General features: G+C 75.1%; 10 protein-coding genes. 5 read left to right on the forward strand and 5 right to left on the reverse strand.

Annotated features, from left to right (window positions below; genetic code table 11):
* The first annotated feature begins 4 nt into the window (after positions 1-4).
* Positions 5-1300, forward strand: a complete 1296-nt coding sequence (locus AC24HA_RS09565; RefSeq protein WP_425708835.1) for a serpin family protein — start codon at positions 5-7, stop codon at positions 1298-1300.
* On the opposite strand, the gene AC24HA_RS09570 is transcribed toward AC24HA_RS09565, so the two are convergent.
* Positions 1297-3252: an alpha/beta hydrolase family protein gene (locus AC24HA_RS09570; protein ID WP_425708834.1), complete on the reverse strand. Its 1956-nt coding sequence runs from the start codon at positions 3250-3252 to the stop codon at positions 1297-1299. The genes AC24HA_RS09565 and AC24HA_RS09570 overlap by 4 nt on opposite strands.
* Positions 3253-3358: 106 nt before the next feature.
* Between AC24HA_RS09570 and dxs the strand changes: the two genes are divergently transcribed.
* Positions 3359-5284 (forward strand): 1-deoxy-D-xylulose-5-phosphate synthase, encoded by a 1926-nt coding sequence (gene dxs / locus AC24HA_RS09575; RefSeq protein WP_425708833.1) that lies wholly within the window; start codon positions 3359-3361, stop codon positions 5282-5284.
* Here dxs and AC24HA_RS09580 read toward each other — a convergent pair.
* The 3 genes from AC24HA_RS09580 to AC24HA_RS09590 form a co-directional block, all read right to left on the reverse strand.
* Positions 5254-7344, reverse strand: a complete 2091-nt coding sequence (locus tag AC24HA_RS09580) for a 3-hydroxyacyl-CoA dehydrogenase NAD-binding domain-containing protein (RefSeq protein ID WP_425708832.1) — start codon at positions 7342-7344, stop codon at positions 5254-5256. The genes dxs and AC24HA_RS09580 overlap by 31 nt on opposite strands.
* A 123-nt stretch (positions 7345-7467) precedes the next feature.
* On the reverse strand, positions 7468-8727 hold the full coding sequence (locus AC24HA_RS09585) for an HRDC domain-containing protein (RefSeq protein ID WP_425708831.1): 1260 nt from the start codon (positions 8725-8727) through the stop codon (positions 7468-7470).
* Positions 8724-9308, reverse strand: coding sequence for a DUF3000 domain-containing protein (locus AC24HA_RS09590; protein WP_425708830.1), 585 nt, complete (start codon positions 9306-9308; stop codon positions 8724-8726). The genes AC24HA_RS09585 and AC24HA_RS09590 overlap by 4 nt, the downstream gene beginning before the upstream one ends.
* Positions 9309-9374: 66 nt before the next feature.
* On the opposite strand from AC24HA_RS09590, the gene AC24HA_RS09595 reads away from it, so the two are divergent.
* Positions 9375-10622: a carboxylate--amine ligase gene (locus tag AC24HA_RS09595; protein ID WP_425708829.1), complete on the forward strand. Its 1248-nt coding sequence runs from the start codon at positions 9375-9377 to the stop codon at positions 10620-10622.
* 53 nt (positions 10623-10675) lie between these two features.
* Here AC24HA_RS09595 and AC24HA_RS09600 read toward each other — a convergent pair whose 3' ends face one another.
* Positions 10676-11701, reverse strand: coding sequence for a lipid II:glycine glycyltransferase FemX (locus tag AC24HA_RS09600; protein ID WP_425708828.1), 1026 nt, complete (start codon positions 11699-11701; stop codon positions 10676-10678).
* 124 nt (positions 11702-11825) lie between these two features.
* Between AC24HA_RS09600 and AC24HA_RS09605 the strand changes: the two genes are divergently transcribed.
* Positions 11826-12908 (forward strand): lipid II:glycine glycyltransferase FemX, encoded by a 1083-nt coding sequence (locus AC24HA_RS09605; protein WP_425708827.1) that lies wholly within the window; start codon positions 11826-11828, stop codon positions 12906-12908.
* A 172-nt stretch (positions 12909-13080) separates the two neighbouring features.
* Entirely contained in the window at positions 13081-14199 is a 1119-nt protein-coding gene (locus AC24HA_RS09610) for a siderophore ABC transporter substrate-binding protein (protein ID WP_425708826.1), read from the forward strand.
* The last annotated feature ends 34 nt before the right edge of the window (positions 14200-14233 follow it).

A 14233-nucleotide genomic window follows, 5' to 3' on the forward strand; every position in this document is an offset into this window, starting at 1 on the left:
GGACATGTCCCGCCGCCCCGGCCCCGCCCGCCTGCCCCGCACGCTCGGCGTGCTCGGCCTCGCCCCGCTCCTCGTGCTCGTCGCCTGCACGTCCGGAGAGGAGGCCACCACGCCCGGTGGCGAGCAGGACCAGGGCACGGAGGTGCCGGAGCCGGTCGAGCTCGGCCTGGCGGGCGCCGTCGAGGACCACCTGCGGGCCGTCTCCGACCTCGGCGCCGATCTCGTGGCCGAGGCGGGTCAGGACACGCTCGTCGTCTCACCCGCGGGCCTGGCGACGACCCTCGCGATGCTCGGCGCCGGTGCCGGCGGAGCCACACGCGGCGAGATCGAGGACCTGCTCGGCGCCGACGTCGACGCCACGCTCGAGGCGATCCAGGCGCTGCGCGCCGCCCGCTCCGACCTCGACCAGGACCCGGCCATGATCGAGCTCGACCCGCTGCCCGACCACGCGATCCTCCACCTCGCGAACCAGGTCGTGCTCGCCGAGGGGACCGAGCCCCACCAGGCGTGGAGCGACACCGTGACCGGGCGCCTCGGGACGGAGGTCGTCACCGCGGGCGAGGACGAGCTCCAGCAGGTCCTCGACGACTGGGTGAACCTCCACACCGCGGGACTCGTCGAGGAGTCGGGCATCGATGCCGACCAGGACACGCTGCTCGTCGTCCAGGACGCGCTGCTCGTGGCCTCCGCGTGGCTGACGAACTTCTCGGAGTCCTCGACGTCGGAGGAGGACTTCACGCTGCCGGGCGGCGACGTCGTCCGGGTGCCGACGATGCACGCGGAACGACCTCAGGCGTATGCCGAGGTCGACGGCCACCAGGTTGTCGCCTTCGACCTGCTCGACGGTCTCGACCTCGCGGTCCTGCTGCCCGCCGAGGGGACCGCCCCGACGCAGGTCACCGCCGAGCAGTGGTCGAGCGTGTCCGACGCGCTCGCCGAGGGCGAGCAGCCGATCGTCGAGCTCGCCCTGCCGCGCGCCGACGTGGAGACCAGCCTCGACCTCATGCCCCTGCTCGGCACGCTCGGGGCCGCCGAGCTCGTCGGCGGCTCGCCGGACCTCGGCGGCATCCTCGAGGAGGATCTCGTGGTGGACCAGGCCGTGCAGCAGGCCCGCCTCCAGGTCGGCGAGGAGGGTGTGGTCGCGGCCGCAGTCACCGAGATCGGCGGCACCGGATCCGCCCAGCCGCCGCCGGAGCGGGTGGAGATGACCGTCGACCGGCCCTACGCGCTGCGCATCGTCGACCAGGACGGCTGGGTCCTCCTGCACGGCGTGATCGGCGACCCGCGCGGCGAGGCCTAGGCCCGCGCGGACAGCCCCCACACGCGGTCGAGGAACGCGGCCTCGGCCTCCGCGGCGCGCACGATCGCCTCGGTGGAGCGGAAGCCGTGCCCCTCGCCGTCGAGCACGACGAGCTCGACGTCCCCGCCCGCGGCCCGCATCGCGTCGGCGACCCCGGTCGCCTGGTCGAGCGGCACCACCCGGTCCTCGGAGCCCTGCAGGAGCAGCACGGCCGCCGTGATGCGGTCGACGTGCCGGACCGGGGAGCGCTCCTCGTACGTGGCGTCCGCCTCCGGCAGCGGTCCGACGAGGCGGTCGAGGTAGCGCGACTCGAAGTCGTGGGTGCCCTCGGCCAGCGTGCGCAGGTCACCGATCCCGTAGCGCGAGATGCCGGCGCTGAACACGTCCGTGAACGCCAGCGCGGCCAGGGTCGTGTAGCCGCCGGCAGACGCACCGCGCACCGCCATCCGCTCGCCGTCGACGAGGCCGCTCTGGGCGAGGTGCCGGGCCCCGGAGGCGACGTCGGCGACGTCGACGACGCCCCACTGGCCGTCCAGCCGGTCCGCGTAGGCCCGTCCGCGCCCGGTGGACCCGCGGTGGATGACGTCGAGGACCGCGAACCCCCGGGTCGTCAGGGACTGGATCGACCCCGACCAGGTCGCCGTCGTCGACGCCGTCGGGCCGCCGTGGTTGACGACGACGAGAGGCGGCAGCTCGCCGGCCGGACCGGCGTACCGCTCGGAGGTCGGCGGGTAGTAGAAGCCGTGGACCTCCTCGCCGTCGTCCCCGGTCCAGGCCACCGAGCGGGCGTGCGCGACGTCCCCCGGCGCGAGCGGGCCCGTCGCCTCCCCGGCGAGGAGCTCCCAGCGGCCCGTACCGGGCGTGAGCTCGTAGAGCGCGGGTGGTCGGTCGGCGCCCGCGAGGACGGCGAGGACCCGGCCGAACCCGGCCGCGACGGGCCCCACGGCCTCCAGCCCCGTCACCCACTCCTCGGCCTCCCCGTTGGCGAGCCGCACGGTGCCCAGGTGCCAGCGGTCGTCGGTGACCCACGTGCACAGCACGTGCTCGTCGTCGAGCTCGGTGATCGTGCGGGGGCCCAGGCCCCACTGGGGCGGTGCGAACTCGGAGTCCACGGGGTGCAGGTCCCGCAGGCGGCGTTCCTGCGACGTGGGCGCCTCGGTCCGGTAGAGGTTCTGCCAGCCCGAGGAGTCGTCGGCGTGGACCAGGTCGCCGGAAGACGTCCACACCGGCTGCGAGGCCGCGACACCGTCGCCGCCCGCGACCCGCGCGGCCGCGCCGGGCCGGCCGTCGTCGTCGAGCGTGGCGACCCACACCTCGCCGCCGGTCCACGGCATCTCCGGGTGGTCCCAGGCGACGTAGGCGAGGGCGTCGCCGGCGGGGGACAGGCGCGGCGAGGTGACGAAGTCGCGGCCGTCGAGCAGGACCTCGAGCAGGTCCGCGTCGTCGCTCGCCGAGCCGTCGATCGGGACGCCGACGATCTGCGCCCGGTGCCGTCCGCCGTCCTCGCCGGGTGCCGACCGGACGGCGATCACCCGCTCGCGCGCGAGGTCGAGCTCGAGGTCGCCCCACGCGGAACCGTCGTCGGGGGTCAGGGGCTCGAGCACGTGCCCGTCGACGACGCCGTGCAGCCGGGAGTCGCCCCGGTCCGACACGACGACGACGCCGCCGCCGACCGCGTAGGCGAGCCCGCCGTAGCCGTGGACGTCGGAGGCGACGTCGGGCGTGGTCCCGTCGGGCCGGATGACGGCGCGGGAGGAGACCTCACCGTCGAGGCCGCGGTGGACGAGGGTCGTCCGTCCGCCGTCGGCGGGTCGCTGCTCCGTCCACCAGGCGCCCCGGTCGTCGAGGCGGGGCTCGCCCACCCGCGTGCCGCCGGCGAGCCGGTGGACCGGGACCGGCCACGGCCAGGTCCCGTGGGGACGGACGTGCGGGACGACCTCGTCGGCGCTCATCGGCCCAGGCTACGCGCCTGGTGCGGTGCATCACCGCGACCTGTGTCGGCGACGCGCCTAGAGTTGGTCGGGCCCGAAGGTCCCGACCGATACGTCAAGGAGCGCGATGAGTCTGCTGGAGTCGATCCGCGAGCCCGCGGACCTCAGGCGCCTCGACCGCGCCGAGCTCGGCGTGCTCGCCAAGGAGATCCGCGAGTTCCTCGTGGACAACGTCTCCCGCACGGGCGGGCACCTCGGGCCCAACCTCGGCGTGGTCGAGCTGACGATCGCCCTGCACCGGGTCTTCGACTCGCCCCGCGAGACCATCGTGTTCGACACCGGGCACCAGTCGTACGTGCACAAGATGCTCACGGGCCGCCAGGACTTCCGTGCGCTGCGCACGAGCGACGGCCTGTCGGGCTACCCCTCCCGCGCGGAGTCCCCGCACGACGTCGTCGAGAACTCGCACGCCTCGACCTCCCTGTCCTGGGCGGAGGGGATCTCGCGGGGGCGCCTGCTGGCGGGCGACGACTCCCCGGTGGTCGCGGTCATCGGCGACGGCGCCCTGACGGGCGGCATGGCCTGGGAGGCGCTCAACAACATCGCCGACGGTCCCGACCGGCCCCTGGTCGTCGTCCTCAACGACAACGGCCGTTCCTACGCACCCACGATCGGCGGCATGGCCCGCCATCTGGACGGGCTGCGCACCGCGCCCGGTTACGAGAAGGTCCTGGGGTGGGGCCGCCGCAGCCTGCAGCGCGCGGGCGTCCCGGGGCGCATGACGTACGACGCGCTGCACGCGATGAAGGCTGGGGTCAAGGACGTCGTCGCACCGAGCGCCGGCGTGTTCGGGGCGCTCGGCCTGAAGTACCTCGGCCCGGTCGACGGCCACGACCTCGACGAGGTCGAGGCTGCGCTCGCGCGCGCCAAGGAGTTCGGCGGCCCCGTCGTCGTGCACGTGCAGACGGAGAAGGGTCGGGGCTACGAGCCCGCCGAGTCGGACATCGCCGACCGCTTCCACGCGGTGGGCAAGATCCACCCCGAGACGGGGCTGCCCGTCGCGCCGTCGCGCTTCGGCTACACGGCCGTGTTCGCGGACGAGATCGTCAAGGTGGCCCGAGAGCGTGCGGACGTCGTGGCCCTCACGGCGGCGATGCTCGCACCGGTGGGTCTCGCTCCGCTCGCGGAGCGGATGCCGGAGCGGGTGGTCGACGTCGGCATCGCCGAGCAGCACGCGCTGACGTCGGCGGCGGGCATGGCCTACGCCGGCCTGCATCCCGTCGTCGCGGTCTACGCGACGTTCCTGGGCCGCGCGTACGACCAGCTGCTCATGGACGCGGCGCTGCACCGGGCGGGCGTGACGATCATGCTCGACCGCGCCGGAATCACCGGCGACGACGGCGCCTCGCACAACGGGATGTGGGACCTCGCCCTGCTGAGCACGGTCCCGCGCCTGCGCCTGGCGGCCCCGCGCGACGAGGCGACGCTGCGTCGCGCCCTGCGTGAGGCGGTCGACGTCGACGACGCGCCGACGGTGGTGCGCTACCCCAAGGGGAGCGTCGCCGACCCCCTCAACGCGGTCCGGGTCGAGGACGGGCTCGACGTGCTGGCCGAGCTGGGGGAGAAGACCCAGGTGCTCGTCGTCGGCGTCGGCTCGATGGCGGGCGTCGCCGTCGAGGTCGCCCGCGCGCTGGACGCGCAGGGGATCGGTGCGCGGGTCGTCGACCCCCGGTGGGTGCTGCCCGTGCCGCCCGCCCTCGTGCGCGCGGCCGCGTCGGCAGAGCTCGTGGTGACGATCGAGGACGGGCTCGCCGACGGCGGTGTGGGCTCCGCCGTGCGGGACGCCCTGGCACGCGCGGAGGTCGAGGTGCCGGTGCGCAGCCACGGGCTGCCGACCGAGTTCCTCGAGCACGCCTCCCGCACGCAGATCGTCGAGTCCGCCGGCCTACGGGCCCAGGACGTCGCGCGATCGGTCGCCGAGCACGTGGCGGCCCGCCGCGGCTCGACCTACCGCGGCTCGGCCTACCGCAGCTCGCCGGCGCCGCGCAGGTAGGGCGTCAGACCCCCGCGGTGCCGCGGGAAGCCGGCGCCGAGGATCATCGCGAGGTTGACGTCGTCCTCGGAGGCGACGACGCCCTCGGCCAGCAGCAGCCGGGTCTCCTCGCCGAGCGCGGCGACCACGCGGTCGAGCACCCCGGACTCGGTGACCGCCGCGGGGTCGCCGTCCGCGTCGGCACCCGGGTCGGCGGCGCTGCCGTGCCCGAACCGGGCCGCGAGGTCCTCGGCCAGGCGCCCGTCGGGCGTCATGGCGCGGGCGCCGTCGACGACCAGGGAGCGCAGGCCGGCCGAGGCGGGGTACCGGTCGCCGAGGCCCGCGCGCAGCGCCTCGATGGCGTGCTCGGCGACGGCGGCACCGACGAGGTCGAGCAGCGCGAACGGCCGCATCGGCAGGCCCATCGGATCCAGCGCACGGTCGGCGACGGCCGGCGGCGTGCCGTCCTCGACGGCCCCGAGGAGCTCCGCGAGCAGGCGCAGCAGGAGCCGGTTGACGACGAACCCCGGGGCGTCCCGGACGTCGACGGCGATCTTCCCCGCGGCGGCCGCCACCGCTCGGGCCGTCGCGTGCGTCGTGTCGTCGGTGGCCGGCGTGCGCACGACCTCGACGAGCGGCATCCGGCCGACCGGGTTGAAGAAGTGCAGGCCGACGAGCCGGTCCGGGCGGGCGAGCGCCTCGCCCATCGCGGTGACGGACAGCGCGGAGGTGTTCGTGGCGAGGATCGTGTCGTCGGCGAGGACCCCCTCGAGCTCGGCGAGGACCGCCCGCTTGACGTCGAGCCGCTCCGTCACCGCCTCGATCACGAGGTCGCACCCGGCGAGGTCGTCGAGATCGGTCGTCGCCGAGACGAGCGAGCGCACGTCGGCGGCCGCCTCGGCGGTCGTGCGCCCGGCGTCGACCTCCTTGGCGAGCGCGGCGTCGACGGCGGCGAGTCCCGCGGCGCACCGGGCCTCGTCGAGGTCCCGCATGACGACCGGCACCTGCAGCCGGGAGGCGAGCAGCAGCGCGAGCTGGGCCGCCATGAGGCCCGCACCGGCCAGGCCGGCGCGGGTGACGGGCCGCGAGCCGCCCCGCCCGGAGCGGGCCGCCCGCGCCTCCGCGCGTGCCGTCGAGCGAGCCTTGCGCAGGAGCCGGGCCGCGTACATCGACGACCGGCCGGCCTCACCCGTGGCGAGCTCGACGAGGGCGTCGTCCTCGGCGGCGAAGGACGTCGCGACGTCGAGGGTGGCGGCCCCGCCGACGAGCTCCCAGGCGCGCTGCGGCGCGGGGTTCCCGGTGGAGGCCGCACGCGCGACCGCCGAGCGACGACGCCCCAGCGCCTCCGTGGTCCGGCTGAGGTCGGCGTCGGACCGCCCACCGCCGGGGGCCGCGCTCACGCGGCCCGCGGCGACCTCGGCGGCCAGGAGGTCGATCGCGGCGGCCAGGCCGAGGTCTCCCGCCGGCTCGACGACGGCGTCGACGAGCCCGTGCTCGAGGGCCGCGGCCGCGTCCAGCGTGGCGTCCTTCGCGGGCAGGTCGAGGATGACGCGCAGCGCCGTCTCCGGCCCCACGAGCCGGGGCAGGAGGGTGCACCCGCCCCACCCGGGGACGATGCCGAGCGAGGTCTCGGGCAGGCCGATCGCACGCACGGAGCACGCGGCGACGCGGTACCCGCACGCGAGCGCGACCTCGTACCCACCGCCGAGGGTGACTCCGGTGAGGTGCGCGAGCGAGGGCACCGACAGCTCCCGGATCGCGGTGGCCAGGGTGTGCCCGGCCGTGGCGATCGGTGCGAGCTGCTCGGGCGTGTCGGCGGACTCGAGCAGGTCGAGGTCCGCGCCCGCGATGAAGCTCCGGTCGGTCCCGGTGAGCACGACGGCGTCGACCGCGCCCGCCCGCCCGTCGGCGTCGACCTCCCGGACCGCCTCGGTGAGCCGCGCGAGACCCAGGTCGCCGATCGTCGTCGGGCGCGCCGGGTCGGGGGCGGCGATCGTGAGGACGGCAACGGTGCCGAGCTCGTGGGTTCGGTCGGAACGGGTGACGGCGAGCGCGCGCTCGGCCGACTCGGTGTGCTGCACGTGGAGCCTCCGCGGGGGTAGGTAGGTGAGACTCACGGTACCGGGTTCCTGCTCGGACGTGACACCCGTCGGACCGGCGCGCTGCGCTCGGCGGGCCGCCTGCGCTCGGCGGGCCGCCTGCGCTCAGCGCGCGGCGTCGGCGAGGGCGCTCGCCAGGACCGCGCCGGCCTGCTCGATCTGCCACGGCCGTGCGCCGTGCGCGCGCAGGGCGTCGTCCAGCTCGGCGGGCTCGACCCCGTCCCACGAGACGCGACGCTGGATCGCCGGCGCGAGCAGGTTCTCCTGGGGGATGCCGATCTCGTCGGCGCGGGCCCGCAGCGCGGTGCGCACGGCGTCGAGCCGGACGGCGGCGTCCGGCCGGGCGTCCCCCCAGGAGCGCGGCTGCGGCAGGGCGTCCGGGTCCCGCGGCGGGCGCCGGCCCGGCAGCGCGTCCTCGGGCGCGGCGAGACCCTCCTCGACGGCGGCCCACCAGTAGTCCGCGCGGCGCCTCGTCCCCTTGCCGGAGAACTCCGGCAGCGACGTGAGCGCGTGTCGGCTCTCCGGCAGCTCACGGGCGGCGGCGACGATCGCCGCGGCGGGCAGGACCCGCCCGGGAGCGCGGTCGATGTCCTTCGCGAGCCGCTCGCGGGCCTCCCACACCGCGCGCGCCACGGCCAGCCCGCGCGGGCGCCGGACCTCCTGCAGGCCCGAGGTCCGGCGCCACGGGTCCACCTTGGGCGCCGGGGGAGGGGCGAGCCGCTCGTGCTCGAACTCCTGCAGGGCCCAGGCGAGCCTGCCCGTGCGGGCCAGTGCGACCAGCTGGGCCTCCCGCACCGCAGCGAGGAGCTCGACGTCGAGGGCCGCGTAGCGCCGCCAGTCCTCGGGGACCGGACGGGTCGACCAGTCGGCCGCCGAGTGCTCCTTGGCGAGCGCGTAGCCGAGCTCGTCGGCGACGACGGCGGCCAGGCCGACCCGGGCGCGACCGAGGAGCCGGGCGGCGATCTCCGTGTCGAAGAGCGAGGCGGGCGTGAGCCCGAGCTCGCGCAGGCAGGGGAGGTCCTGGTCGGCGGCGTGCAGGACCCACTCCAGCGGGTTGACCACCTCGGCGAGCGTGGCGAGGTCGGGAAGCGCGACGGGGTCGACGAGGTGGATCTCGCCGTCGGAGCGCCGCAGCTGGACGAGGAACGCCCGCTGGCCGTACCGGAAGCCGGACGCCCGTTCGGCGTCGACGGCGAGGACGCCGCCCGTACGGGAGACCTCCTCGACGGCGGCCGCCAGGGCCTCGGGCGTGTCGACCACCGGGGGAGTGCCGCCGGAGGGCTCGGTGAGCGGCTCGGGCGCGGACGCGCCGTCCTGTTCGGCGTCGACCTGCTCCGGTGCGGCGGCCTGCTCGTCGGCGGTCATCGGCGCCTCGCCAGAGAGGTGACCGTCGACGGCACCGGCTCCAGACCGGCCACGGTGCACGCGAGGTCGGCCCAGGCCGCCAGGTGCGGACCGAGCTCGGGAGTGTTGGGCGTCCACGACGCCCGGACCTCGATCTCGACGTCGCCTCCCGCGAGCTCCAGGCCGCCGAAGGACTCCGAAAGGACGCGGGTGACGCTGCCGGACAGGTGGCGGAACCCGGCGCCCTGGGTGACGAGGGACTCGCACAGCCAGGACCAGGCGACCTCGCCGAGCAGCGCGTCGGCCCCCATCTCCTCCTCGAGCCGGGCGCGGGCGAGGACGACCACTCGGAACGTCCCGCCCCAGGCGTCCTGCCCGTCCGGGTCGTGCAGGACGACGAACCGTCCGTGCCCGAGGAAGGCGTCGGGGTCGAGGTCGCCGGGGGAGTGGGTGATCTCCGCGGTGAGCGCGGCGGTGAAGGGCGCCAGGCGGGCGGGCGGGGGCACCTCCTCGAGGTGCACCTCCCGCCGCAGCCGGGGCTCGCGCAGCGAGAGCAGCGCACGCTCGAAGTCCGCGGGGATGTCCCGGCCCGTGCTGCTCACCCCGACAGGCTAGGCGCGCGCCGCGGACGTGGTCGGCGGCGCGCCGGGCGTGGCACAGTTCCTTCGGTGAGCCACCCGGACCTGCGCCCCGTCGTCCTCGGATCCGACCTCGGCACCTACTCGGTCGCCCGCGCCTTCCACGAGGCCTTCTCGGTCCGCTCGACGATCGTGCTCAACCAGCCGCGCGGACCCGTGGACCACAGCGCGATCCTCGACCAGCTCTACCTGGGCAGGGGAGGGACGCTCGACACCGGGCTCGTCCTCGACCGCCTCGAGGAGCACGCCGCCGCCCACCCCGACCGACGCCACCTCCTCATGCCGACGATGGACCAGGACGTCGACATGATGCTCACCCACCGCGAGCGCCTCGAGAAGAACTACCTCGTGGGGCTCGCGCCCGCCGAGCTCGTGCGCGCTGCGTCGGACAAGGCGAACCTCGAGCAGGTCGCGCGGTCGGTCGGCGTCCCGACGCCCCGGGGTACGGAGGTGTCGCTCACCGACGACGAGGACGCCTGGGCGGCCGCGCTGAAGGAGGTCCCGCTGCCGGCGATCCTCAAGCCCGCCGACGGCGGGACCACGTACGCCAACCTGTTCTTCGAGGGCCGGAAGAAGGCCTACCCGGTGGCCGACCGGGCAGAGGCGATGGACGTCCTGCGCCTCGTGCGGGGCGCCGGGTTCACCGGCACGTTCCTCGCCCAGGAGCTGGTCCCCGGGGACGACACGACGACGTGGGTCGTCAACGGCTACGTCGACTCCTCGGGGCGGATGACGATGGCCGCCACCGGGCAGGTCCTGCTGGGGCTCCACCAGCCGGGCTTCATCGGCAACGCGGGGATCATCTACGTCCGGGAGCACCCCGACCTGCTCGAGGACGCCCGCCGGGTGATCGGTGCCCTCGGCCTGACGGGCCTGTTCAGCATCGACGTGAAGATCGACCCGCGGGACGGCCGGCGGGTGCTGCTCGACGTCAACCCGCGTGCCGGACGGGGCGGCTACTACGTCAACGTGGGCGGGCTCAACCTCATGGAGGCCCTCGTGGCCGACCGGGTCGAGGGCCGTGCGCTGCCGGAGCGCGTGGCGTCCCGCCGCGGCGTCATGGCGTTCGTGCCGACCGTCGTGCTGCCGCGCTACGTGCGCGACCGGCGGCTCCTGCGCGAGGTGCTGGGTGTGCTCGCGAGGCGCCGGGCGGTCAACCCGCTGCTCTACCGCAGGGACCGCAACCTGCGCCGGTCGCTCTACGCCCGCCAGGCGGGCCTCAACCAGCTCCGCGCGCTCGCGGCCCACTACCCGCGGCCCACGGCCACGGGGTTCTAGGCCGGCTGCGCACGTGCGGCGGGCAGAAGTCCGCTCATTCGCGGGGACGGGGGTCAGCGGCGGCGCAGCCCGGCCAGCCGCCGTCGGGCCGCCTGCTTGAGGTGCCGGCCGGCGACGAGCGTGCGGTACACGCCGGGACGCACCGGGAGGTCGCGTGCGGCGGCGGCCGGGACGACGTCGGGGTGGAACTTCGTCTTGAACATGGTGAGCCCGGCGAGCGAGTCGAACTCCGCCGAGCCGACGCCGCCGAGGTCGTAGGTGCGCACCCCCTCGGCCTGGAGCCGCTGCATGATCTCCCACTGGAGCAGGTCGGGCGCGCCGGAGTGCCGGGCCGACTCGCCCGACGCGCCGATCGAGTACGTCGCGTGCGCTCCGATGACGTTGACCTGTGCCCACGCGACGGGTCGGCCGGCGTCGCGCACGACGAACAGCCGCATGATCTCCGGCCCGACGAGGCGCATCATCTCGTGGTACCGGTCGGCGGGGTGCACGCCGAACGCCGCGCGCTCGCCGGTCTCCTCGAACAGCGCGTACAGCTCGTCGAACGCCGCCCGGTCCAGCCCGGTGTCCTCCGTGACGGTAAGGCCCTCCTCGCGCTCCGCCCTGCGCACGTCGCGCCGGCCGCGCTTCTTCATCCGCGCCAGAACGTCCTCGGCCGTCCCGGTGAGGTCGACGACGACCGTCGAGTCGAACGTGATGCCCTGCATGACGGGGACCAGGTCGACGTCGTCGTAGCGGGCGTGCAGCCGGACGAACGCCACCCCCGGGTCCACGCGCCTGAGCGACGCCGCCAGCTGGTCGCGCAGCGCTCGCTCCCGCTCGGGGGTCGGCTCGTCGAGCCAGACGGGCCCGAACTTCGCCCACAGCCACGAGACGCCGGCGCCGACCGAGACCTTCGACAACGAGACGACGGCGACGGCCTCGCGCCCCTCCCAGGCCGCGAGCCGGCCCCACGGGGTGCGGCCGGCCACGGTGGCGTCGTAGTCGTCCCACTCGATGGTCTGCTCCACGGGCATCGCGGCGTCGGCGGTGAGCCGCCGGTACTCGACGTCGTCGCAGGGGCGGAGCTGAAGCGTCACGTGACCTCCGGTGGATGGGCGCCCGCGGGTCGTCGGGCAGGGCCAGGCTATCGCCGACGCGTATGGTGTGCGGTGTCCGGCGCCCGTGAGCCGCCCACCGCTCCCCGACGCACCCGGAGGTGCCGTGCCCCGCTCGCAGATCGTCCCGCTGACCCCCGGCGCGCTGGAGGAGGCGGTCGCCGCGGCCGGCCGCGAGCTCCCCGTCGAGCAGTCCGAGGCGTGGGACGCGTACGACGCGGCGATGCCGGGGCGTGAGCCCGCCGGCCGGCTGGCCTGGCTGCTCGACGGCGAACCGCAGGCCGTCCTCGCGCTGTCCCGTCTGCGTGGGCGCGGCTTCACCTACCTGTGGGCCCGGCACGGACCCGTCTGGCTCACCGCCGACACCCCCGAGGCGGAGCACGCGCTGCGCCGGGCGCTCACCCGGTCGCTCCGCGCCGCCGAGCCGCGGGCGGCGTTCGTCCGGCTGCACGCCCGCCACCCGGCGGACGACCTGTTCGAGCTGCTGCAGTCCGTGACCTACGACCGGACCGTCGTCCTCGACCTCGCGGGCACCGGCGACGCCGAGACGCTCCTGGCCGGCATGAAGAAGCGGGGCCGGCGCGACGTGCGCAAGGCCGGCCGCAACGAGGACCTGGTCCCCGGCGAGGAGACCGGGATCGACGCCGCCGGGTTCGCCGAGCTCTACGCGCTCCTGGAGGAGACCGCCGAGCGCGACGGCTTCGGCATCGCGGTCTCGAGCCAGTACACGACCATGCTCGACTCGCTCGGCCCGGAGCACGCCCGGCTGTTCGTCGTGCGCGACCGCGAGGGGCAGCCCCTGTGCTGGGGGATCGTCACGGTCGGCGAGGGGCTGGCCACGTACTACTACGCGGCATCGAGCCACGCGGGCCGCCGGGCGGGCGCGCCCGACCTGCTCGTCTGGCACATGGCGGCCACCCTGCAGGCCGAGGGGGTGCGCACCTTCGACCTCATGGGCATCGACTCCCCGCGCGCACCGCGCCTCACCGGCGTGCGGGACTTCAAGACCAAGTTCTCCGACGACGTCACCGAGGTGCCGGGAGCGTGGGACGTCCCGCTGCGGCCCGCCCTCTACCGGGCGCTCGTGGCCGCACTGGCCGGAAAGCGGCGCGCCGTCGCCGCGCTGGCGTCGGTGCGCTCGGCGCTCCACCGATCGACGTCCGACGCAGACGCCGCCGCTGACGCCTGATCCTCTGGGTCGGTCCCGTCGACCCTGTGGACGACACTCGTCGGGTGAGAGTCAACTCACCAATCTCTCCACCTGTTTCTGATTTTCGGCACCTCCGCGTTGGCTATATATCGGTTAGGGTCGCCTTACCTCACTGCGCGAGGCCCGTACCACTTAGACCGATGGAGAGCTCATGAACACCCTGCGCTGCACCCTGATCGGCGGGTCCGCCGCGTTCGCACTGCTCGCGACCGCCGCCTGCTCGTCCGCCGACGACGAGTCGAGCGAGGTGCCCGAGGACGACGGCACGAGCGAGGAGGCCCCCGAGGAGGAGGGCGGCGTCGACACGGAGCCCGAGGCCGGCTCCGACGGGTCGGAGACCGGCTCCGACGAGGCGGGCTCGGACGAGGCAGGCTCCGACGACCCGGCCGCCGGTGGCGCCGTCGAGTTCGAGGACAACAACGGTACGCACACGCTCGACTCCGCGCCGGAGTCGATCGTCGTCACCGACAACCGCAGCTTCGAGACCCTGGCCGACTGGGGCATCGAGCCCACCGCCGCCGCCGTCTCGCTCATGCCCGAGACGGTGACCTTCCCCAACCAGGACGAGATCGTCGACCTCGGCAACCACCGCGAGCCGGACCTGGAGGCCGTGGTCGTCGCCGACCCGGACATCATCGTCAACGGCCAGCGCTTCACCCAGTACGCCGAGGACTTCGCCGAGCTCGCGCCGAACGCCGTCGTCACCGACCTCGACCCCCGCGAGGGCGAGCCGTTCGACGCCGAGCTCGCCCGGCAGGTCACCCAGCTCGGCGAGATCTTCGGCCACCAGGACGAGGCCGCGACGCTGGTCGAGGAGCTCGAGGCCGCCGTCGAGCGGGTCACCGCCGCGTACGACCCCGAGCAGACGGTCATGGCCGTCAACACCTCTGGCGGCAACATCGGCTACCTCGCGCCGACCGTCGGCCGCACGCTCGGCCCGGTCTTCGACATCGCCGGCCTGACCCCGGCGCTCGAGATCGACGACGCGTCCGACGACCACCAGGGCGACGACATCTCGGTCGAGGCCATCGCCGACTCCAACCCCGACTGGATCCTCGTCATGGACCGCGACGCTGCCGTCGGGGCGGACGAGGAGGGCTACACGCCGGCCCAGGAGCTCCTCACCGGCTCCGAGGCGCTGTCCGGCGTCACGGCCGTCCAGGAGGACCAGATCGTCTACATGCCCGAGGACACCTACACGAACGAGGGCATCCAGACCTACACGGAGTTCCTCAACGACTTCGCGGACGCCCTCGAGGGCGCTGCCTGATCCCGCGATGAACCAGCGGCGGTGGGCCGGCCCG

It is taken from the genome of Georgenia sp. Z1491, from assembly GCF_057652395.1.

Excerpts from the sequence above, each read along its gene's own strand:
- AC24HA_RS09585 (WP_425708831.1), bottom strand. The coding sequence starts at position 8,727 with ATGACCGCCGACGAGCAGGCCGCCGCACCGGAGCAGGTCGACGCCGAA.
- AC24HA_RS09570 (WP_425708834.1), bottom strand. The coding sequence starts at position 3,252 with ATGAGCGCCGACGAGGTCGTCCCGCACGTCCGTCCCCACGGGACCTGG.
- dxs (WP_425708833.1), top strand. The coding sequence starts at position 3,359 with ATGAGTCTGCTGGAGTCGATCCGCGAGCCCGCGGACCTCAGGCGCCTC.
- AC24HA_RS09610 (WP_425708826.1), top strand. The coding sequence starts at position 13,081 with ATGAACACCCTGCGCTGCACCCTGATCGGCGGGTCCGCCGCGTTCGCA.
- AC24HA_RS09565 (WP_425708835.1), top strand. The coding sequence starts at position 5 with ATGTCCCGCCGCCCCGGCCCCGCCCGCCTGCCCCGCACGCTCGGCGTG.